24 protein-coding genes are annotated in these 18,907 nt (G+C 62.4%); 12 read left to right on the top strand and 12 right to left on the bottom strand.

Annotated features, from left to right (window positions below; genetic code table 11):
* Nucleotides 1–18 precede the first annotated feature (18 nt).
* Both E5221_RS06560 and E5221_RS06555 read left to right on the top strand, forming a co-directional pair.
* Entirely contained in the window at nucleotides 19–456 is a 438-nt protein-coding gene (locus E5221_RS06560; protein WP_004375491.1) for a hypothetical protein, read from the top strand.
* Nucleotides 453–857 (top strand): META domain-containing protein, encoded by a 405-nt coding sequence (locus E5221_RS06555; protein WP_004375489.1) that lies wholly within the window; start codon nucleotides 453–455, stop codon nucleotides 855–857. The genes E5221_RS06560 and E5221_RS06555 overlap by 4 nt, the downstream gene beginning before the upstream one ends.
* A gap of 117 nt (nucleotides 858–974) precedes the next feature.
* On the opposite strand, the gene E5221_RS06550 is transcribed toward E5221_RS06555, so the two are convergent.
* Nucleotides 975–1,439 carry a TlpA disulfide reductase family protein gene (locus E5221_RS06550; protein WP_015269224.1) on the bottom strand — a complete coding sequence of 155 codons (465 nt, stop codon included), beginning with the start codon at nucleotides 1,437–1,439 and terminating at the stop codon, nucleotides 975–977.
* Between the two features lie 85 nt (nucleotides 1,440–1,524).
* On the opposite strand from E5221_RS06550, the gene arsC reads away from it, so the two are divergent.
* The 3 genes from arsC to E5221_RS06535 are packed head-to-tail and all read left to right on the top strand — an operon-like array spanning nucleotide 1,525 to nucleotide 2,886.
* Entirely contained in the window at nucleotides 1,525–1,878 is a 354-nt protein-coding gene (gene arsC / locus E5221_RS06545) for an arsenate reductase (glutaredoxin) (protein WP_247847020.1), read from the top strand.
* Complete coding sequence (gene wrbA / locus E5221_RS06540) at nucleotides 1,875–2,480, top strand: NAD(P)H:quinone oxidoreductase (protein ID WP_015269222.1); 606 nt, start codon at nucleotides 1,875–1,877, stop codon at nucleotides 2,478–2,480. Before arsC ends, wrbA begins: the two co-directional genes overlap by 4 nt.
* Nucleotides 2,473–2,886, top strand: coding sequence for a DUF2069 domain-containing protein (locus tag E5221_RS06535; RefSeq protein ID WP_039615077.1), 414 nt, complete (start codon nucleotides 2,473–2,475; stop codon nucleotides 2,884–2,886). Before wrbA ends, E5221_RS06535 begins: the two co-directional genes overlap by 8 nt.
* A gap of 102 nt (nucleotides 2,887–2,988) precedes the next feature.
* On the opposite strand, the gene E5221_RS06530 is transcribed toward E5221_RS06535, so the two are convergent.
* Nucleotides 2,989–3,660, bottom strand: a complete 672-nt coding sequence (locus E5221_RS06530; protein WP_004375485.1) for a DNA-3-methyladenine glycosylase I — start codon at nucleotides 3,658–3,660, stop codon at nucleotides 2,989–2,991.
* Between the two features lie 4 nt (nucleotides 3,661–3,664).
* Nucleotides 3,665–4,489 carry a tRNA 2-thiocytidine(32) synthetase TtcA gene (gene ttcA / locus E5221_RS06525; RefSeq protein ID WP_012270926.1) on the bottom strand — a complete coding sequence of 275 codons (825 nt, stop codon included), beginning with the start codon at nucleotides 4,487–4,489 and terminating at the stop codon, nucleotides 3,665–3,667.
* Between the two features lie 262 nt (nucleotides 4,490–4,751).
* Between ttcA and E5221_RS06520 the strand changes: the two genes are divergently transcribed.
* Together E5221_RS06520 and E5221_RS06515 are read left to right on the top strand one after the other, a co-directional pair.
* Nucleotides 4,752–5,351 (top strand): Yip1 family protein, encoded by a 600-nt coding sequence (locus E5221_RS06520; RefSeq protein WP_003252385.1) that lies wholly within the window; start codon nucleotides 4,752–4,754, stop codon nucleotides 5,349–5,351.
* A 132-nt stretch (nucleotides 5,352–5,483) separates the two neighbouring features.
* Complete coding sequence (locus tag E5221_RS06515) at nucleotides 5,484–5,978, top strand: SprT family zinc-dependent metalloprotease (protein WP_013971347.1); 495 nt, start codon at nucleotides 5,484–5,486, stop codon at nucleotides 5,976–5,978.
* A 169-nt stretch (nucleotides 5,979–6,147) separates the two neighbouring features.
* Here the strand turns inward: E5221_RS06515 and fpr are convergent, their stop codons facing one another.
* Nucleotides 6,148–6,927 carry a ferredoxin-NADP reductase gene (fpr, locus tag E5221_RS06510; RefSeq protein WP_004375483.1) on the bottom strand — a complete coding sequence of 260 codons (780 nt, stop codon included), beginning with the start codon at nucleotides 6,925–6,927 and terminating at the stop codon, nucleotides 6,148–6,150.
* A 121-nt stretch (nucleotides 6,928–7,048) separates the two neighbouring features.
* On the opposite strand from fpr, the gene finR reads away from it, so the two are divergent.
* Nucleotides 7,049–7,975, top strand: a complete 927-nt coding sequence (gene finR / locus E5221_RS06505) for a LysR family transcriptional regulator FinR (RefSeq protein WP_004375481.1) — start codon at nucleotides 7,049–7,051, stop codon at nucleotides 7,973–7,975.
* On the opposite strand, the gene E5221_RS06500 is transcribed toward finR, so the two are convergent.
* From E5221_RS06500 to E5221_RS06490, 3 genes are all read right to left on the bottom strand, one after another.
* Entirely contained in the window at nucleotides 7,972–8,337 is a 366-nt protein-coding gene (locus tag E5221_RS06500; RefSeq protein WP_004375479.1) for a diacylglycerol kinase, read from the bottom strand. The genes finR and E5221_RS06500 overlap by 4 nt on opposite strands.
* A 73-nt stretch (nucleotides 8,338–8,410) precedes the next feature.
* Entirely contained in the window at nucleotides 8,411–9,061 is a 651-nt protein-coding gene (erdR, locus tag E5221_RS06495; RefSeq protein WP_039615079.1) for a response regulator transcription factor ErdR, read from the bottom strand.
* 78 nt (nucleotides 9,062–9,139) lie between these two features.
* Nucleotides 9,140–9,850 carry a tRNA-uridine aminocarboxypropyltransferase gene (locus E5221_RS06490; RefSeq protein WP_025337999.1) on the bottom strand — a complete coding sequence of 237 codons (711 nt, stop codon included), beginning with the start codon at nucleotides 9,848–9,850 and terminating at the stop codon, nucleotides 9,140–9,142.
* 221 nt (nucleotides 9,851–10,071) lie between these two features.
* On the opposite strand from E5221_RS06490, the gene E5221_RS06485 reads away from it, so the two are divergent.
* Entirely contained in the window at nucleotides 10,072–10,491 is a 420-nt protein-coding gene (locus E5221_RS06485; RefSeq protein ID WP_061551300.1) for a quorum-sensing-regulated virulence factor family protein, read from the top strand.
* A gap of 12 nt (nucleotides 10,492–10,503) precedes the next feature.
* Here the strand turns inward: E5221_RS06485 and E5221_RS06480 are convergent, their stop codons facing one another.
* Nucleotides 10,504–10,713 carry a hypothetical protein gene (locus E5221_RS06480; RefSeq protein WP_004375471.1) on the bottom strand — a complete coding sequence of 70 codons (210 nt, stop codon included), beginning with the start codon at nucleotides 10,711–10,713 and terminating at the stop codon, nucleotides 10,504–10,506.
* A 162-nt stretch (nucleotides 10,714–10,875) separates the two neighbouring features.
* Here E5221_RS06480 and E5221_RS06475 point away from each other — a divergent pair, with 162 nt between their 5' ends.
* Nucleotides 10,876–11,994, top strand: a complete 1,119-nt coding sequence (locus tag E5221_RS06475; protein WP_004375469.1) for an LOG family protein — start codon at nucleotides 10,876–10,878, stop codon at nucleotides 11,992–11,994.
* 49 nt (nucleotides 11,995–12,043) lie between these two features.
* Here E5221_RS06475 and recX read toward each other — a convergent pair whose 3' ends face one another.
* The 4 genes from recX to E5221_RS06455 all read right to left on the bottom strand — a co-directional run bounded on the left by recX (nucleotide 12,044) and on the right by E5221_RS06455 (nucleotide 15,228).
* A complete protein-coding gene (gene recX, locus E5221_RS06470; protein ID WP_182328623.1) occupies nucleotides 12,044–12,514 on the bottom strand; it encodes a recombination regulator RecX in 471 nt (156 codons plus the stop codon).
* Nucleotides 12,515–12,535: 21 nt separating this feature from the next.
* On the bottom strand, nucleotides 12,536–13,603 hold the full coding sequence (recA, locus tag E5221_RS06465; protein ID WP_013971339.1) for a recombinase RecA: 1,068 nt from the start codon (nucleotides 13,601–13,603) through the stop codon (nucleotides 12,536–12,538).
* A gap of 103 nt (nucleotides 13,604–13,706) precedes the next feature.
* Entirely contained in the window at nucleotides 13,707–14,189 is a 483-nt protein-coding gene (locus E5221_RS06460) for a CinA family protein (protein WP_025337995.1), read from the bottom strand.
* A 385-nt stretch (nucleotides 14,190–14,574) separates the two neighbouring features.
* Complete coding sequence (locus tag E5221_RS06455) at nucleotides 14,575–15,228, bottom strand: hypothetical protein (protein ID WP_247847019.1); 654 nt, start codon at nucleotides 15,226–15,228, stop codon at nucleotides 14,575–14,577.
* A 301-nt stretch (nucleotides 15,229–15,529) separates the two neighbouring features.
* Between E5221_RS06455 and mutS the strand changes: the two genes are divergently transcribed.
* Complete coding sequence (gene mutS / locus E5221_RS06450; protein WP_061551329.1) at nucleotides 15,530–18,103, top strand: DNA mismatch repair protein MutS; 2,574 nt, start codon at nucleotides 15,530–15,532, stop codon at nucleotides 18,101–18,103.
* A 140-nt stretch (nucleotides 18,104–18,243) separates the two neighbouring features.
* Entirely contained in the window at nucleotides 18,244–18,567 is a 324-nt protein-coding gene (gene fdxA, locus E5221_RS06445) for a ferredoxin FdxA (RefSeq protein WP_004375459.1), read from the top strand.
* Nucleotides 18,568–18,907: the final 340 nt, after the last annotated feature.

Below are 18,907 nucleotides of genomic sequence, written 5' to 3'. Positions count from 1 at the left end.
GGCATTTCTGGAGGACCCATGGTCGAGCACGATTTCCGCTACACCCTTTTCAACCCGCAACACACCCTGATCGAGTGCCGCGCCCTGGTGCCGGGCCGTTACCAGGTCACCGGCAACGGCGGCTCGATGCACAAAGGCGACACCCTGCTGGTCACCCTCAAGGGCAGCAAGGATTTGTCCATGCGCCTGACAGTGGAGAGCGTGCGCCACCTGATCAACCCGCGCGGCCAGTGGGTTGCCGTGGCCAGCGGCCCGGTGTTCAACGAGCTGGAAATCCTTACCTGGCAGGTCGCGTGCGACAGCTGCGACGCCGTGCTGGACTTCGAGTTCGCGGTGGACGCCAAGCTGGGCAAGAAAGCCCGCCAGCCTGCCGCCAGCGCGCGGGTTGCCGAGCTGGGCTGGGCCAGCCGTGGCGAAAAACACCTGTGCCCGCGTTGCCAGGAGAGCGCCGAGTGAAAAATCTGCTGACCGGCGTGCTGATTGCCACCGGCCTGCTCGGCTGCGCCGCAGAACCTTCCAAGCTGCAGCAGGAGCGCAGCTATGTGCTGGAGTGGATTGGCGAACGGCCGCTGATCGACTACAGCCACCTGACCCTGACCTTGGCCAGCGATGGCCGTGCCTATGGCAATGGCGGCTGTAACCACTGGTTCGCGCCATATACACTGGACGGCGAGCACCTTAGCTTCGGCAAGGTCGGCAAGACCCGCAAGCTCTGCGCGCCGGCGTTGATGGAACAGGAAAAACGCTTCCTGCAGGCGCTGGAAACAGTGCAGCGCTGGGATGTGTCGCCTATCGAGCAGATGCGTTTCTGGCCGGCCGAAGGCAAGCCGCTGCGCTTCTGGCCTGAGGAAGGCTGAATATTGCCGGGGCCGCTTTGCGGCCCATCGCGGCACAAGGCCGCTCCTACATGGGATGCGATCTCCTGTAGGAGCGGCCTTGTGTCGCGATGGGCTGCAAAGCAGCCCCAAAATGCATCAGGCGCCCTTCAGCGCCTTGATCTTGGCCTGCAGCCCTTCCAGGGTCTGCTCGCCCATAAGTTGCTCCCGCACCTTGCCCTTGTCATCGATGATGTAGGTCACCGGCAATGCCTCGCTACGTGGCAGGTCATAGCGCTCGGCCGGGTCCTGCGCCAATACGGTGAAAGCGATGCCCAGGGTTTCGGCAGCCTGCTTCAGCTCCTGCCCTTGCAAGCCATCGAAGTTCACCCCCACCACCTTGATACCATCGGCCGCCCACTGCTTGGCTGCCGCGTTCAGTTCAGGGATTTCGGTACGGCACGGCCCGCACCATTCGGCCCAGTAGTTGAGCACCAGCCAGTGCCCGTCGATCTGTTCGGCCTTAACCGTATTACCGTGTTGGTCCACGCCATAATCGGCACCGCAACCACCGAGCAACAGGCTCGCGGTGATGGCCAGTACTGCTGCCAGACGCCTTGCCATGGGTCAATCCTTCTCGAGTTTTAAAGCAAATTGGTCAGTCGCTGCGGTTAGAATAGCCGCCACACCCTGCTGGATGCGACCCGACATGACCGACCTCACGCTCTATCATAACCCGCGCTGCTCGAAATCCCGCGGCGCTCTGGAACTGCTCGAAGCTCGCGGCCTGGCGCCGACAATCGTGCGCTACCTCGAGACCCCGCCCGACGCGGCCACCCTGACGGCTCTGCTCGGCAAGCTGGGCATCGCCCCGCGCCAGCTGCTGCGTACCGGCGAGGACGAGTACAAGGAGCTGAACCTGGCCGACCCGTCGCTTACCGACGCGCAACTGATCGAGGCCATGGCCCGGCACCCCAAGCTGATCGAGCGGCCGATCCTCGTCGCTGGCGACAAGGCCGTGGTCGGCCGACCACCCGAGAAAGTACTGGAGATCCTGCCGTGAGCGAGCCCTACATCCTGGTGCTGTATTACAGCCGCCATGGTTCGACCAGTGAGATGGCCCGGCACATCGCCCGCGGCATCGAGCTGGCCGGCATGGAAGCCCGCCTGCGCACGGTACCGGCGATTTCCACCGAGTGCGAAGCAGTGGCCCCGGACATCCCGGCCAACGGTGCGCTGTACGCCACCCTGGACGACCTGCGCCACTGCGCCGGCCTGGTACTGGGCAGCCCGACCCGCTTCGGCAACATGGCGGCGCCGCTCAAGTACTTCCTGGATGGCACCAGCAGCCTGTGGCTGGGCGGTGAACTGGTCGGCAAGCCGGCAGGCGTGTTCACCTCTACCGCCAGCCTGCACGGCGGACAGGAAACCACTCTGCTGTCGATGATGCTGCCGCTGATGCACCACGGCATGCTGGTGATGGGCCTGCCGTACAGCGAATCGGCATTGCTCGAAACCCGTGGCGGCGGCACCCCGTATGGCGCCAGCCATCATGCTGGCGCCGATGGCAAGCGCGAGCTCGACCAGCACGAGATAGCCCTGTGCCGCGCCCTTGGCCAACGCCTGGCGACCACTGCAAAGGCCCTGGAGGCTGCACGTGGCTAAGAAGCCCAAGGTATTGCCGCCGCTTGAGTGGCTGGCGCCTCGCCTGCGCCTGACACGGGCGCTGAGCCTGGCATTCTTCTTCGGCCTGATCGCCCTGCTGGTGGCGAACAACCTGTGGTTCGCCAACCTGCACGGGGCGCGGGTCGAGGTGATCCTGGCGATCGAGCTGGTGCCGTTGCTGCTGTTGCTGCCGGGCATGCTGACAGGTAGCGCCCGGGCACATGCCTGGACCTGCTTCGTGGTGAATATCTATTTCATCAAGGGCGTACTGGCGGCGTTCGACCCGGCGCGGGCGGTATTTGGCTGGGTAGAAGTGCTGGTGAGCCTGGGGCTGTTCACTGCCGGGCTGCTGTATGTGCGCTGGAAGTTCCAGCATGAGCGGCGCATGGCGGGCGAAGGCAGTTAGATTCTTCGCGGGCTTGCCCGCTCCCACAGGGTTCGCGCCACACTTGAGGTCGGCGCTGTACCTGTGGGAGCGGGCATGCCCGCGAAGGGGCCAACACAAATCTCAATGGTTGACGGTATGCGCCAGCATCACCGACAACTGGCACAGCGGCCGCCCACTCTCCGCATGCCACTGGTTGAACGCCTGCTGCACCAGGGCCAGGTCCCGCTGGCTGGTCGGCGGCTTGTCGACCACCTTCTGCGCAATCAACGCCGCAGCCATGTCATCGGTAGGGATGAACGTGTCCTTGCCAACCATTCGCAGGAAGCGCGGTGCCGACAACCCGCCCAGCTGGTTGCCGTGCTTGGCCAGGTACTTCCACAAACCGACGATGTCAGTCACCGGCCAGTCGGCGATGAAGGCGCCGAAACTGCCCTTCTCCTTGGCCACGTCAAGAACCATCTGCGCATTGCGCGGCACGCTCTTGAGCTTGCCCAGGTGGCGAATGATGCGCTCGTCGTGCATCAGCCGCTCGAGGTGCTCGGCGCCCATCAATACCACCTTCTCCGGGTCGAAGCCGAAGAACACCTGCTCGAACGCCGGCCACTTGGCATCCACCAGGCTGTGCTTGAGCCCGGCGCGGAACACGCGCAGGGCCAAGGTCGAAAGGTAGCGATCGTCGCTGATATCACGCAGTTGCGCCGGTGTGCGCGGCTGCGGCAGGAAGGCCTCCAGGGCCTGGGCCGAGCCGAAGCGGTTCAGGCAGTACTCGTGCAACCACTGGTAATCGCGCATGGGCTCAGATGTTCAGCACGTCAAGGAAACGTGGGGTGGCGTTCTCGTCGATCTTCAGGCTGGTGAAGTCGAACAGGTTGCGGTCGGCCAACTGCGACGGTGCCACGTTCTGCAAGGCGCGGAAGATGCTCTCGGTACGCCCCGGGTGCTTGCGCTCCCACTCCACCAGCATGTCCTTGACCACCTGGCGCTGCAGGTTTTCCTGCGAACCGCACAGGTTGCACGGGATGATCGGGAATTCCTTCATGTCCGAGTAGGCCTGGATATCCTTCTCGCTGCAGTAGGCCAGCGGGCGGATCACCACGTTGCGGCCATCGTCGGCGCGCAGCTTCGGCGGCATGCCCTTGAGCGCACCGTTGAAGAACATGTTGAGGAAGAAGGTTTCGACGATATCGTCGCGGTGGTGCCCCAGCGCCATCTTGGTCGCGCCAATTTCGTCGGCAAAGGTGTACAGGGTGCCACGGCGCAGGCGTGAACACAGCGAGCAGGTGGTCTTGCCCTCGGGGACAAGCTCCTTGACCACCGAATAGGTGTCCTTCTCGACAATGTGGTACTCGACGCCCAGTTCCTTCAGGTAGGCCGGCAGCACATGCTCGGGGAACCCCGGCTGCTTCTGGTCCATGTTCACCGCGACGATCTCGAACTTGATCGGTGCCACCTTCTGCAGGTGCAACAGAACGTCGAGCATGGTGTAGCTGTCCTTGCCGCCGGACAGGCAGACCATGACCTTGTCGCCATCCTCGATCATGTTGTAGTCGGTGATGGCTTCGCCGGCGAGACGACGCAGGCGTTTTTGCAGTTTGTTCTGGTTGACCGAGAGGGTGCCCATAGCGCTTGGATCCGCGAGGTGTGACAAAAGCCGGCTATTTTACGCACAAACGCGGCGGCGCTGTAGGCATTCCGATAAAGACTTCATTGTAATCAACAGCGCGTCTTACAGCGCAATTTGCTCTAAAAAGCACGGTTTATGCGGGTAACGGCTTCCTATACTGCGACATAAGGCCACATTACCGCTTGCTTCGGTGTTCGGGCCTAGGGCCGCTTGCGCTCCATCTGGGGGGCGTTTGGCAACATTGAGAGGAGTGATCGGCATGATTCATCACGTTGTGGGGCTGTTTACCCATCCCGACCAGGAATGGCGGGAAATTCGTGGCGAAGAAGAAACCATCAGCCACATGTACCTGACGCACACCCTGATCCTGGCTGCGATCCCCGCCGTTTCGGCGTTCATCGGTACAACCCAGGTCGGCTGGGTGATCGGCGACCGGCCAGCGGTTATGCTGACCATGGAAAGCGCCATCTGGATGAGCATCATGTCGTACCTGGCGATGCTTGCCGGGGTGGCGGTAATGGGGGCGTTCATCCACTGGATGGCCCGCACCTACGATGCCAACCCGTCCATGGCACAGTGCATCGCCTTTGCCACCTACACCGCCACACCGTTGTTCATCGGCGGCCTGGCGGCGCTGTACCCGCACCTGTGGCTGGGCATGCTGATCGGCACGGCCGCCATCTGCTACACGGTGTACCTGTTGTACGTCGGTTTGCCGACGTTCATGAACATACCGTCCGACGAAGGCTTCCTGTTCTCCAGCTCGGTGCTGGCGGTAGGCCTTGTGGTACTGGTGGCGATCATGGCCGCCACGGTGATCATCTGGGGACTGGGCGTGGGGCCCGTCTACACCAACTAGAACAGACTCGACCAACACTGGGGCATCAAACCTGGGGCCGCCGCAAGGCGGCCTCTGGCTGTGCGCTGACCGGTGGCTCGGCAGGTTGCCCGGGGTTGCGGCATAATGTCCGGTCAGGAGAACCACCCCGCCATGCCCGAGCTGCTCAGACAACGCGTCGAAACCTGTTACCAGCAAGCTGAAACCTTCTTCAAACGCCCCTTCCCACGCCCGGAAATCAGCTTCAAGCTGCGCGGGCAAAAAGCCGGCGTCGCCCACCTGCACGAGAACCTGCTGCGCTTCAACCTGCAGCTTTACCGCGAAAACCAGGAAGACTTCTTGCGCCAGACCGTGGCCCATGAGGTGGCGCACCTGGTGGCCCACCATCTGTTCGGCGACCGCATCCAGGCCCATGGCGAAGAGTGGCAGCTGATCATGCGCGGGGTGTATGAACTGCCGCCCAACCGTTGCCACAACTACGAAGTGCAACGGCGCGTGGTGACCCGCTACATCTACCGCTGCCCGTGTCCGCAGAGCGACTTCCCGTTTACCGCGCAGCGGCACAAGCTGGTGCGCCAGGGGCGGCGCTACCTGTGCAAGCGGTGCAGGGAGATATTGGTGTACAGCGGCGAGACGCGCGTCGAATAGATTGTGTCTTGCCTGTTCCGGCCTCTTCGCGGGTAAACCCGCTCCCACAGGGGTACCACTGCCCTGTGGGAGCGGGTTTACCCGCGAAGAGGCCAGTGCTGGCGATATATGAATCACAGGCACAAGAAAGGCGACCCAAGGGTCGCCTTCTTTTGCATCCGCCTGCGCCTTACTTCTCGACGAAGGCACGCTCGATCAGGTAGTCACCCGGCTCGCGCATGCGCGGGGAGATCTTCAGGCCGAAGCTGTCCAGCACTTCGCTGGTTTCGTCGAGCATGCTCGGGCTGCCGCAGATCATCGCGCGGTCGTCCTGCGGGTTGATCGGTGGCAGGCCGATGTCGCTGAACAGCTTGCCGCTGCGCATCAGGTCGGTCAGGCGGCCCTGGTTCTCGAACGGTTCACGGGTCACGGTCGGGTAGTAGATCAGCTTGTCGCGAACCGACTCACCGAAGAACTCGTTCTGCGGCAGGTGCTCGGTGATGAATTCGCGGTAGGCCACTTCGTTCACGTAGCGCACGCCGTGCACCAGGATCACTTTCTCGAAGCGCTCGTAGGTTTCCGGGTCCTGGATGACACTCATGAACGGTGCCAGGCCAGTGCCGGTGCTCAGCAGGTACAAGTGCTTGCCCGGGTTCAGGTCGTCGAGTACCAGGGTACCGGTAGGCTTCTTGCTGATGATGATCTCGTCGCCTTCCTTCAGGTGCTGCAGCTGCGAGGTCAGCGGACCGTCCGGCACCTTGATGCTGAAGAACTCCAGGTGCTCTTCCCAGTTCGGCGAGGCGATGGAATAGGCGCGCATGAGCGGACGGCCGCTTTCTTGTTGCAGGCCGATCATCACGAACTGACCGTTCTCGAAGCGCAGGCCCGGGTCGCGGGTGCACTTGAAGCTGAACAGGGTGTCGTTCCAGTGGTGCACACTGAGGACACGTTCGTGGTTCATGTTGCTCATTTAATGGGGCTCCTGAAGAAAGACGCGGCGCGCGCAAGACGCGCAGTTGCGCGATAGTTTAGGGGCAGCGACAATATCTGTTAACTGGATTATCAAGATATGTGTTATCGGTTATATCGATATGCGATTTACACTTCGTCAACTGCAAGTCTTCGTTGCCGTGGCCCAGCACCAGAGCGTTTCCCGCGCCGCCAGTGTGTTGGCCTTGTCGCAGTCGGCCGCCAGCACCTCGATCACCGAGCTTGAGCGACAGTCCAGCTGCCAGCTGTTCGACCGGGCCGGCAAGCGCCTGAGCCTCAACGCCCTGGGCCAGCAACTGTTGCCGCAGGCAGTGGCCCTGCTCGACCAGGCCAAGGAAATCGAAGACCTGCTCAACGGCAAGTCCGGTTTCGGCTCGCTTGCAGTCGGCGCCACGCTGACCATCGGCAACTACCTGGCCACCCTGCTGATCGGCAGCTTCATGCAGGTGCACCCGGAAAGCCAGGTGAAGCTGCATGTGCAGAACACCGCGCATATCGTGCAACAGGTGGCGCATTACGAAATTGATCTGGGTCTGATCGAAGGCGATTGCAACCACCCGGACCTGGAAGTGCAGCCCTGGGTCGAGGACGAACTTGTGGTGTTCTGCGCGCCACAGCATCCGCTGGCCAAACTGGGACGCGCCGATGTACAGACCTTGTCCCAGGAGGCGTGGATCCTGCGCGAACAGGGCTCAGGCACGCGCCTGACCTTCGACCAGGCCATGCGCCACCACCGCACCAACCTCAACATCCGCCTGGAGCTGGAACACACCGAAGCCATCAAGCGCGCGGTGGAGTCGGGCCTGGGCATCGGCTGCATCTCGCGCCTTGCCCTGCGTGACGCCTTCCGCCGCGGCAGCCTGGTAGCGGTGGAAACCCCGGAGCTGGACCTGATGCGCCAGTTCTACTTCATCTGGCACAAACAGAAGTACCAGACCTCGGCCATGCGCGAATTTCTCGAACTTTGCCGCAACTTCACCGCGGGTTTCACACGCAGTGACGAGATCGTGTTGCCACCGATCGCTTAAAGCAGGATCACACCCCACACCAGCGCCACCATGGTCAATGCCACCAGTTGCGCGGCGCTGCCCATGTCCTTGGCGTTTTTCGACAGCGGGTGGCGCTCCAGCGAAATACGATCGATGGCTGCCTCCACCGCCGAGTTGAACAATTCGACGATCAAGCCCAACAGGCACACGGCGATCATGATTGCACGCTCTGCACGGCTGACCGGCAGCCAGAAGGCAATCGGGACCAGCAGCACGTTGAGCAGCACCAGTTGGCGGAACGCGGCCTCACCCTTGAAGGCAGCGCGCAGCCCATCCAGCGAATAGCCGGCGGCGTTGAAGATACGTTTGAGGCCAGTCTGGCCCTTGAATGGCGATGTCATGTGAGTCACTTCACAGCGGAAAGGCCAGCAGACTAGACCGGCACGGGTAAAAAAAGCGTGAAGCCACGCCCACTCAGCTGCTGGCAACCGATTCAAGTTGTTGCAGCAACAACGCCGCCTGGGTGCGAGTACGCACACCCAGCTTGCGGAAGATTGCCGTCACATGGGCCTTGATGGTCGCTTCCGACACGTTCAGCTCATAGGCGATCTGCTTGTTCAGCAGCCCTTCGCAGACCATGGTCAGCACCCGGAACTGTTGCGGCGTGAGGCTGGCAAGGCCTTCGCTGGCGGCCTTGGCTTCGGCCGAGACATCGACCTTTTCGAACGCCTGCGGCGGCCACCAGACCTCACCATCGAGCACCTTGCGCACCGCATCCTGGATCACTTCCAGGGTGCTGGACTTGGGAATGAAGCCACTGGCGCCAAATTCGCGGGACTTGACCACCACTGCAGCCTCTTCCTGCGCCGATACCATCACCACGGGGATCTGCGGGTATTGCCCGCGCAGCAGCACCAGCCCGGAAAAACCGTAGGCACCCGGCATGTTCAAGTCCAGCAACACCAGGTCCCAGTCGTCTTTTTCGCTCAGACGGGTTTCCAGTTCGGCAATGCTGGCAACTTCTACCAGGCGTACATCCGGGCCCAGGCCGAGGGTAACGGCCTGGCGCAAGGCGCCACGGAACAGCGGGTGGTCATCGGCAATCAGGATTTCGTAAGTGGCCATCGATCTGGGGATCCTGTTCTGTGTCGGGCACTCGGGTAAGGGTCATTATGAACCAAAGCAGGGGTTGTGCCCCTTGGACTATAGGAAGGTATGCAAACGCTGGTGGGTGTCGTCCTGCTCGTCCAGCGGCAGGCGACGCTTGCCGCTCAGGTAATGCAGGCTGAACACATCCAGGTAGGCGTCCAGCGCCTGCGAGGCCTGGGTATCGCCGGCAAGGTCCAGGCACATGGCCGCGACTTCCGCGGTACAGAAGTGATCATCGCGCTTGGAGCGGCGCAGGCGGTAGCGGGACATCTGCTCGGCCTGCAGGCTCAACACCGGGAAGCGATCAAGGTACGGGCTTTTGCGGAACATCTTGCGCGCTTCGGTCCAGGTGGCATCCAGCAGGATGAACAGCGGACGCTTGCCGGGCTCGCGCACTACCTCGCTGACCACTCGCTCCTGGGCAACGAATTCGCCGGGAAAGACGATGTAGGGCTGCCAACGCGGGTCGCCCAGCAACGCCAGCAAACGTTCGTCGACCGAAGTGCGCAGCCAGCCGAAAGCCGAGGTGTCCTCGATCAGGTCGGCGATCAGCCAGCCGGTATTGGTGGGCTTGAGCGGCTCGGTGTCATGCATCAGCAGGCACACGCCGGACTCGGCCTGCACCCGGGGCTTCCAGGCGCACAGGCAATGAGTGGCAATGACCCGGCAATCGGGGCAGCGTTCGGCACGTGAACCACGGGCGATAAAGGGCTTGTTGCTGCGAGCCAGGCGTTCGGCGCGCAGGCGCGCTACCGCATGGCTCATGCCGGCAGGCCTCTGGACAGGTTGGGAATGGACACAAGGATGACTCGGAGAAAACTAAGGGCGCCAGTCTACCAGAACAGGGGGCAATTGCTGTGCAGGTGGCAGCGCGGACCTTATAATCGCTGTTTTTTCCGTACCCCAGCCTCGCGCCCGCGCGATTTTCAGGGAACGCCGTCGACCCGCGCATGTCAAAGCGCCAGTCATCGAACCAGGAGAGATTCATGCTGCGCCGTATCGTCCCCGCCCTGAGCCTGTTGCTCGCCCTGCCCCTGGCAGCCCAGGCGGCTTCCAAGCAGGAATACGACCTGAACAACATGCTGCAGAAGGTTGCCAAAGAGAGCAGTATCGGCACCCCGCGAGCCATCAACGAGGACATCCTCGACCAGGGTTACACGGTGGAAGGCAAGGCACTGGTCAACCACCTGAGCGTGCGCCAGGACCATGCCGCGCGCATGCAGGCCAACCCCGAACAGGTCCGCAGCCAGCTGGGTGATAGCGTCTGCCGCAACAGCGGTTTCCGTAACCTGATGTCCAAAGGCGCGGTGATGGTCTACCGCTTCACGGTATACAAGACCAACCAGCCGATCATGGACCAGGCGTTCGATAATGCCAGCTGCGTGGCCGGCAACAAGAAGAAGTAACCAGCTCGGACGCTACGCCTTCTCGTCTTCACGGGCGCACCAGCGCCCCTCAGCGGCATCGGCGCGCATCTCTGCCAGCAGCGCCTGCAGGTAGCGCGACTGGCATTCCAGCCCCGACAGCCTGCGCCGGCACTCGTTCTCCAGGCTCAGGTGATGCATCTGGGCCGCATTCTCCAGCTGCTGGTAAAGCTGCCGGTCAACTTCGATGATCAAGCGATGCATACCGCCACCTCCTGCATCGACACGTTTCGCTTTACCCAGTTAACCAAACCCGCATCCCCCGTGGCTGCATGCCGACGGGCGGCTGTGGCGAACACCCCCGGCAGGATTGAGCGCAAGGGTCTAGATTGAGGTCAGAGGTATAGGTGCAGAAGGAGACGTTGCATGCCTTACCAATCGAGTGAACTGCTGTTCAGCCACTTCCGCGACAACAACATCGACCTGAGCAACATCGACGCACAACTGCAACTAGTGGCACCAAACAGCCCCAACCTGCCGCTGTACCGCGACATGATGCTGACTATCCTGCGCATGGCCCATGACGACACCGACCGCTGGAGCGCCAAGATCACCCTGCAGGCCCTGCGCGAACTGGACCATTCGTTCCGCACCCTGGAACGCTACAAGGACCGGCGCAAGGTGACCGTGTTCGGCTCGGCGCGCACCCCGCTGGAACACCCGATGTACGCCCTGGCCCGCGAACTGGGCGCAACCCTGGCGCGCTCTGACCTGATGGTCATAACTGGTGCCGGCGGCGGCATCATGGCAGCCGCCCATGAAGGCGCCGGCAGCGACCACAGCCTGGGGTTCAACATCACCCTACCCTTCGAACAACACGCCAACCCCACGGTAGATGGCACCGACAAGCTACTGCCGTTCCATTTCTTCTTCATCCGCAAGCTTTTCTTCGTCAAGGAGGCCGATGCACTGGTGCTGTGCCCGGGTGGTTTCGGTACTTTGGATGAAGCATTGGAGGTGCTGACCCTGATCCAGACCGGCAAGAGCCCGCTGGTACCGGTGGTGCTGCTGGACTCACCAGGTGGCAGCTTCTGGCGCGACTGCCTGGACTTCATCAGCCGGCAACTGGAGGAAAACCGCTACATCTTGCCCAGCGACCTGAAACTGCTGCGCCTGGTGCACAGCGCTGACGAGGCAGTGGAGGAAATCAACCAGTTCTACAGCAACTACCACTCCAGCCGCTGGCTGAAGAGCCAGTTCGTGATCCGCATGCATCACCCGCTCAGCGAAGCGGCGCTGTATGACATCCAGGAAGGCTTTGCCGACTTGCGTCTGAGTGGCAAGTACCACCAGCAACCTGACAGCAGCGCCGAGCACGAAGTGGGCAACTTCAACCACCTGACCCGTTTGTCATTTGCCTTCAATGGCCGGGATCAGGGCAGGCTGCGCGAGCTGGTGGATTTCATCAACCTGCCGGAGAACTGGGCCAAGCCGCAGCCCATGCATACGACCCAGCGGGCCAGGGAGGCGTTGAAGGTCAGTTGATCGTGACACAGGTCCGCTCCCGCAAAGGACTGCAAAACGGCCCCAGCCCTCAGTAATCGTCGCGATCACGCCCACTGAGCAGCCGGCCGATCATGTCCATGGGGAAACCCCGGTAAGCCAGAAACCGGGTTTGCTGGGCACGGCCGCGGGGATCTTGCGGGCGCTGCCCGGCAAACTTGCGCTGCCATATGTCACGCATGCGCCCGCCCCAGTCCACCTCGCTCTCGCGTAGTGCCTGCTCGATATCAGCACGCGCCAAACCGCGCTGGCCTAGCTCTTCGCGAATACGCGCAGGGCCATAGCCGGAGCTTGAACGGTACCGGATGAAACTTTCGAGGTAGCGGGCTTCGCTAAGCAACCCTTCTTCGGTGAGCCGATCGAGTTCAGGCCCAATCAACTCGTCCGAAGCGCCGCGCTGACGCAACTTGCGCGTCAACTCGACGCGACCGTGCTCACGTCGCGCAAGCAGGTCCATGGCTGTCCGCCGGATGGCGACGGGGGTGTCGAGTACGGCGGACATGTTCGGCTATCTACCGCGCAATCAATAGCCGGCGTCAGCGTCGGCCATGTCATCGGCATCGGCTTCGGCAGCAGCAGCCTTGCCAGCAGCCGCAACAGCACCAGCGGTCAGCAGCTTCTCGCGAATCTGCTTCTCGATCTCGGCGCCAATAGCCGGGTTCTCAGCAAGGTACTTCGCGGCGTTTGCTTTGCCTTGACCGATCTTGTTGCCCTGGTAGGCGTACCAGGCCCCGGATTTCTCGACCAGGCCTTGGGAAACACCCAGGTCAATGATCTCGCCGTTACGGTAGATACCCTTGCCGTAGAGGATCTGGAACTCGGCCTGACGGAAGGGCGGCGAAACCTTGTTCTTGACGATCTTGACGCGGGTTTCGCTACCGACCACCTCGTCGCCTTCCTTGACCGCACCGGTACGGCGAATATCCAGACGCACCGAGGCGTAGAACTTCAGGGCGTTACCACCGGTGGTGGTTTCCGGGCTGCCGAACATCACACCGATCTTCATACGGATCTGGTTGATGAAGATGACCAGGCAGTTGGCGTTCTTGATGTTACCGGTGATCTTGCGCAGCGCCTGGGACATCAGGCGCGCCTGCAGACCCACGTGCATGTCACCCATTTCGCCTTCGATCTCGGCTTTCGGTACCAGGGCGGCCACGGAGTCGACGATGATCACGTCAACAGCGTTGGAACGCACCAGCATGTCGGTGATTTCCAGGGCCTGTTCGCCGGTGTCCGGCTGCGAAACCAGCAGGTCGTCGACGTTGACGCCCAGCTTGCCGGCGTACTCGGGGTCGAGGGCGTGTTCGGCGTCGACGAAGGCGCAGGTGGCGCCGTTTTTCTGGGCTTCGGCGATGACCGACAGGGTCAGCGTGGTCTTACCCGACGATTCCGGGCCGTAGATCTCGACGATACGGCCTTTTGGCAGGCCGCCGATGCCCAGGGCGATGTCCAGGCCCAGCGAGCCGGTGGAGATGGCAGGGATAGCCTGGCGCTCGTGGTCGCCCATGCGCATGACGGCGCCCTTGCCGAATTGGCGTTCGATCTGACCCAGGGCCGCAGCCAAGGCGCGCTTCTTGTTGTCGTCCATTGAAATCCTCACGTGTTCGACTTGGCCCTGACGGCCGGAATACCTGTATAAGTAGCCAGTATTATTCCACAGGCAGGCGCTCGCGCAAACCCCTGTCGTCGATTTACTCGGCACCAAGCTGTAACAAGCCGTCTAACGCGGCGATCACCGTCTGTCGGCGCACCGCCTCGCGGTCGCCGTCAAACTGGCGCCGCTCGCTGAACACATGGTTGCCGTCGCCCCAGGCCAGCCACACGGTGCCCACCGGTTTGGCCGGCGAACCACCGTCCGGCCCGGCCACGCCGCTCACCGCCACGGCAAAGCGCGCGCCGCTGGCGGCCTGGGCGCCGCGGACCATCGCTTCGACCACTTCCTGGCTGACCGCGCCAACCTGGCCGAACAACGCCGCGGGCACTCCCAGCTGACGGGTTTTCTGGGTGTTGGAATAGGTCACGTACCCAGCCTCGAACCAGGCCGAGCTGCCGGGCACGCGGGTGATGGCCTCGGCGATGCCGCCACCGGTGCAGGATTCGGCGGTGGTCACCTGCGCGTTGAAGCGACGCAGGTGTTCACCCAGGCGGGTGGCAAGCGTGGTGATCGGGTCCATGTCGGGCTCCTTGAAGGCTGGCCTCTACCCTAGCACTTTGGGGATGGGGGTGGAGGATGGGCGTCTGGCGGCGTGCTGGGCACGAGGATGTTCGCCTCTGGATTTTTGGCGCCTGTAAGATCGAGCGCCGCCCGCGCGGCGCTTCGCAGCACAAGGCTGCTCCTACATCTGTTTCGGGCCAGTTATTCCTGAGGCGAAGGCGCGCGCCCATTGGGGTCCACCTCGATTTCGTGCCGGGCAAACAAGGCGGTCGCGTGCACTGGCACAGGCGTTACTGGCCCGAAACAGAGGTAGGAGCAGCCTTGTGCTGCGAAGCGCCGCGCGGGCGGCGCTCGATCTCGCAGGCGCCAAACCTCTCAAGACATGCACCTCAAGCCCACACCAATCAGAAATTCAGCCGAAGCACGGTCCGCCAGATGTTCTTCATCGGTGAACGACGATGCTTGGTCCAGTTGCACTCCCACCACTCGTCCTCATTGCGCACCACCTGTTCCAGGTCGCTACCGGCCACTGCGGCGGCGTGCTGGCGGAACATCATGGGGAACACGCAGTGCTGGCGGATCCGGTGTTTGACCACCACATCCACCGGGGTGCCATCGTAGGGCGTCTCTGCCAGGATCCGGCAGCCCTCGCGCGACAGCACATAGGCATGCAGCGCCACCACCCGCCCGCGGGCGATGAACGGGAACCAGGTCAGCCAGGTTCGCCCCATGGAATAACCCAGGTGCAAGGCCTCGAAGGGCCGTTTCTGCATGAAGCGGTTTACCCAGCGCACCCGCGAAGGCTTGAACTCATACGCCTTGGCATCGTCTTCGAAGATCAGGATTCGATCAAGGCCATTGTCCAGCGCATGACGGGCCAGTTGCTGATGGGACTCGTAGCAACCGCGCTTGGGGTCGCTGTTTTTCTCGACGACATGAAAGAGCACTTCGTTGTCGAGCTGTCGCCCGATGGTTTCGCTGAACAGCGTGCGCCGGTCAGCGCGGGTGTCGAGGGAAATACAAAAAACCGCATCTACATCAAAACGAATTGCGCTCACTGCACTAATCAACCTGTTGCAATAACTTTTTACCGGGCCGCGGGCCACCGCGAATGCGTCAGGCAAGCCATCCCTGATGGGCGAAGGCAGGCAATTCTCCATGGAGGCACCATGATGTCAACCTGCCTTCAGCGCATCCCTGTGCACTCGCCGGACTTGCAGGTACAGCCCGCCGGGTAGCCGTGTTAACCTATGCGGCTTGAAAATCCGGTGGGTCTCGGCGTCGCGCATGCAACACAGAACGCCCCAATTTGCCCCACAATATTGAGACCTACTTTCTAAGCCCTTGATGAATAAAGCTATTTCCGACTTCTCCGCACACACCCCGATGATGCAGCAGTACTGGAAGCTGAAGAACCAGCACCCGGACCAGCTGATGTTCTACCGCATGGGCGACTTCTACGAGATCTTCTACGAAGATGCGAAAAAAGCCGCAAAGCTGCTGGACATCACCCTGACCGCGCGCGGTCAGTCGGCCGGCCAGTCCATCCCCATGTGCGGGATTCCGTTCCATTCGCTGGAAGGCTACCTGGCAAAGCTGGTCAAGCTCGGCGAATCGGTGGTGATCTGCGAGCAGATTGGCGACCCCGCCACCAGCAAGGGCCCGGTGGAACGCCAGGTGGTGCGCATCATCACCCCGGGTACGGTCAGCGACGAGGCCCTGCTCGACGAGCGTCGCGACAACCTGATTGCCGCGCTGCTCGGGGACGAGCGCCTGTTCGGCCTGGCCGTACTGGACATCACCAGTGGCAACTTCAGCGTGCAGGAGATCAAGGGCTGGGAAAACCTGCTGGCCGAGCTCGAGCGCCTCAACCCGGTCGAGCTGTTGATCCCCGACGACTGGCCGCGCGACCTGCCTGCCGAGAAACGACCGGGCGCCCGTCGCCGTGCGCCATGGGACTTCGACCGCGACTCGGCGCGCAAGGCCCTGTGCCAGCAGTTCGCGACCAAGGACCTCAAGGGCTTTGGCTGCGACAAGCTGACCCTGGCCATCGGCGCCGCCGGTTGCCTGCTGATCTACGCCAAGGAAACCCAGCGCACCGCCCTGCCGCACCTGCGCAGCCTGCGCCACGAACGCCTGGACGACACGGTCATTCTCGACGGTGCCAGCCGCCGCAACCTGGAGCTGGACATCAACCTGGCCGGCGGCCGAGACAACACCCTGCAGTCGGTGGTCGACCGCTGCCAGACCGCCATGGCCAGCCGTTTGCTGAGCCGCTGGTTGAACCGTCCGTTGCGCGATCTCAAGGTGCTGCAGGCGCGCCAGGACTCGATCCGCTGCCTGCTCGACGGCTACCGCTTCGAGAAGCTGCAGCCGCAACTCAAGGAAATTGGCGATATCGAGCGGATTCTCGCCCGCATCGGCCTGCGCAACGCCCGCCCACGCGACCTGGCACGCCTGCGCGATGCCCTGGGCGCGCTGCCCGAACTGCAGAACGCCATGGCCGAACTGGAGGCGCCGCACCTGGCACGCCTGGCCGCCATTACCGGCACCTACCCCGAACTGGCCAGCCTGCTGGAGCGGGCGATCATCGACAACCCGCCGGCGGTGATCCGCGATGGCGGCGTGCTCAAGGCCGGCTATGACAACGAACTGGACGAACTGCTGGCGATCAGCGAAAACGCCGGCCAGTTCCTGATCGACCTGGAAGCCCGGGAAAAGGCCCGCACCGGCCTGGCCAACCTCAAGGTCGGCTACAACAGGGTGCATGGCTACTTCATCGAGCTGCCTACCAAGCAGGCCGAGCAGGCCCCGGGTGACTACATCCGCCGTCAGACCCTAAAGGGCGCCGAGCGCTTCATCACCCCGGAGCTGAAGGCGTTCGAGGACAAGGCGCTGTCGGCCAAGAGCCGCGCCCTGGCCCGCGAGAAGATGCTCTACGATGCCCTGCTGGAAACCCTGATCAGCCACCTGGCACCGCTGCAGGACAGCGCCGCCGCCCTGGCCGAACTGGACGTGCTCAGCAACCTGGCCGAACGCGCACTGAACCTCGACCTGAACTGCCCACGCTTCGTAGACGAGCCGTGCCTGCGCATCGAGCAGGGCCGTCACCCAGTGGTGGAACAGGTACTGACCACACCGTTCGTGGCCAACGACCTGGGCCTGGACAACAGCACGCGCATGCTGATCATCACCGGCCCGAACATGGGCGGTAAGTCCACCTACATGCGCCAGACCGCCCTGATCGTGCTGCTGGCGCATATCGGCAGCTTCGTGCCGGCTGCCAGCTGCGAGCTGTCGCTGGTCGACCGCATCTTCACCCGCATCGGCTCCAGCGACGACCTGGCCGGCGGCCGCTCGACCTTCATGGTCGAGATGAGCGAAACCGCCAACATCTTGCACAATGCCACCGACCGCAGCCTGGTGCTGATGGATGAAGTGGGCCGCGGCACCAGTACCTTCGACGGCCTGTCGCTGGCCTGGGCCGCCGCAGAGCGCCTGGCCCAGCTGCGCGCCTACACGCTGTTCGCCACGCACTACTTCGAACTCACCGTGCTGCCGGAAAGCGAGCCACTGGTGGCCAACGTGCACCTGAACGCCACCGAACACAACGAACGCATCGTATTCCTGCACCACGTGCTGCCTGGTCCTGCCAGCCAGAGCTACGGCCTGGCCGTGGCGCAGCTGGCCGGCGTGCCGACGGCCGTCATCCAGCGTGCCCGTGAACACCTGGCGAGGCTGGAAACCACCAGCCTGCCGCATGAACAACCACTGGCCCAAAAGGCCAAGGACGTGCCACAGGTCCCGCACCAGAGCGACCTGTTCGCCAGCCTGCCACACCCGGCCATCGAGAAGCTGGGCAAGCTGCAGCTGGACGACATGACCCCGCGTCAAGCTATCGAAATGCTATATCAACTAAAGAACCTGTTATAACGGCGCCCACTACAAGCTGGTAGAATCCGCCGCGGTTTGCTGGTGCTGCAGGTTATTAGCCTGGCCTGCAGCCACATACCCGTAAACCGCGCGGCCCTGAGAGGAAGGGCCGCCGCCGTCGCCTGAGGAGAAAATTAGAAATGACCTTCGTCGTCACCGACAACTGCATCAAATGCAAATACACCGACTGCGTGGAAGTCTGTCCGGTGGACTGCTTCTACGAAGGCCCGAACTTCCTGGTCATCCATCCGGACGAGTGCATCGACTGCGCCTTGTGCGAGCCGGAATGCCCAGCGCAAGCCATCTTCTCGGAAGACGAAGTGCCTGCGGGCATGGAAAACTTCATCGAGCTGAACGCCGAACTGGCGGAAATCTGGCCGAACATCACCGAGCGTAAGGACGCCCTGCCGGACGCTGAGGAATGGGATGGCAAGACTGGCAAGATTGCAGATCTGGAGCGCTGATAGCGTCCGGACACTAAAAAGGCCCCTTGGGGCCTTTTTTGTTTTCTGCAGGCAAAAAAAGGGGCGGTTTGACCCGCCCACATTTTTTCCGTAGTCCCTGCTTGTCCCAAACATCATCCTGATGAAATCGCGTCTTGCGATGTCCCTGGCTTTCCTCCTGAAGGCCTGTGCATGTCCCTGTGCACAGTTCGAATACTAGCGACTTGAGCCTGGCCGGCAACCGCGAAACCTCACAGGGTGTTGCAGGTGACACATTTCCTCACAGCTGAATAAGTCAGGATTTTCAAGAAGTTGGGAAAACGCAGGATCTGGATACGACAATGATTTACTGAAGCGTACA

Source organism: Pseudomonas sp. A2 (assembly GCF_023100865.1).
Classification (GTDB): domain Bacteria; phylum Pseudomonadota; class Gammaproteobacteria; order Pseudomonadales; family Pseudomonadaceae; genus Aquipseudomonas; species Aquipseudomonas asiatica.
Note: the sequence above shows the minus strand (reverse complement) of the source record. Positions and strands in the feature narration are given on the sequence as shown.

Excerpts from the sequence above, each read along its gene's own strand:
- E5221_RS06560 (WP_004375491.1), top strand. The coding sequence starts at position 19 with ATGGTCGAGCACGATTTCCGCTACACCCTTTTCAACCCGCAACACACC.
- E5221_RS06550 (WP_015269224.1), bottom strand. The coding sequence starts at position 1,439 with ATGGCAAGGCGTCTGGCAGCAGTACTGGCCATCACCGCGAGCCTGTTG.
- arsC (WP_247847020.1), top strand. The coding sequence starts at position 1,525 with ATGACCGACCTCACGCTCTATCATAACCCGCGCTGCTCGAAATCCCGC.
- E5221_RS06530 (WP_004375485.1), bottom strand. The coding sequence starts at position 3,660 with ATGCGCGATTACCAGTGGTTGCACGAGTACTGCCTGAACCGCTTCGGC.
- ttcA (WP_012270926.1), bottom strand. The coding sequence starts at position 4,489 with ATGGGCACCCTCTCGGTCAACCAGAACAAACTGCAAAAACGCCTGCGT.
- E5221_RS06520 (WP_003252385.1), top strand. The coding sequence starts at position 4,752 with ATGATTCATCACGTTGTGGGGCTGTTTACCCATCCCGACCAGGAATGG.
- E5221_RS06515 (WP_013971347.1), top strand. The coding sequence starts at position 5,484 with ATGCCCGAGCTGCTCAGACAACGCGTCGAAACCTGTTACCAGCAAGCT.
- fpr (WP_004375483.1), bottom strand. The coding sequence starts at position 6,927 with ATGAGCAACATGAACCACGAACGTGTCCTCAGTGTGCACCACTGGAAC.
- finR (WP_004375481.1), top strand. The coding sequence starts at position 7,049 with ATGCGATTTACACTTCGTCAACTGCAAGTCTTCGTTGCCGTGGCCCAG.
- E5221_RS06500 (WP_004375479.1), bottom strand. The coding sequence starts at position 8,337 with ATGACATCGCCATTCAAGGGCCAGACTGGCCTCAAACGTATCTTCAAC.
- erdR (WP_039615079.1), bottom strand. The coding sequence starts at position 9,061 with ATGGCCACTTACGAAATCCTGATTGCCGATGACCACCCGCTGTTCCGT.
- E5221_RS06490 (WP_025337999.1), bottom strand. The coding sequence starts at position 9,850 with ATGAGCCATGCGGTAGCGCGCCTGCGCGCCGAACGCCTGGCTCGCAGC.
- E5221_RS06485 (WP_061551300.1), top strand. The coding sequence starts at position 10,072 with ATGCTGCGCCGTATCGTCCCCGCCCTGAGCCTGTTGCTCGCCCTGCCC.
- E5221_RS06480 (WP_004375471.1), bottom strand. The coding sequence starts at position 10,713 with ATGCATCGCTTGATCATCGAAGTTGACCGGCAGCTTTACCAGCAGCTG.
- E5221_RS06475 (WP_004375469.1), top strand. The coding sequence starts at position 10,876 with ATGCCTTACCAATCGAGTGAACTGCTGTTCAGCCACTTCCGCGACAAC.
- recX (WP_182328623.1), bottom strand. The coding sequence starts at position 12,514 with ATGTCCGCCGTACTCGACACCCCCGTCGCCATCCGGCGGACAGCCATG.
- recA (WP_013971339.1), bottom strand. The coding sequence starts at position 13,603 with ATGGACGACAACAAGAAGCGCGCCTTGGCTGCGGCCCTGGGTCAGATC.
- E5221_RS06460 (WP_025337995.1), bottom strand. The coding sequence starts at position 14,189 with ATGGACCCGATCACCACGCTTGCCACCCGCCTGGGTGAACACCTGCGT.
- fdxA (WP_004375459.1), top strand. The coding sequence starts at position 18,244 with ATGACCTTCGTCGTCACCGACAACTGCATCAAATGCAAATACACCGAC.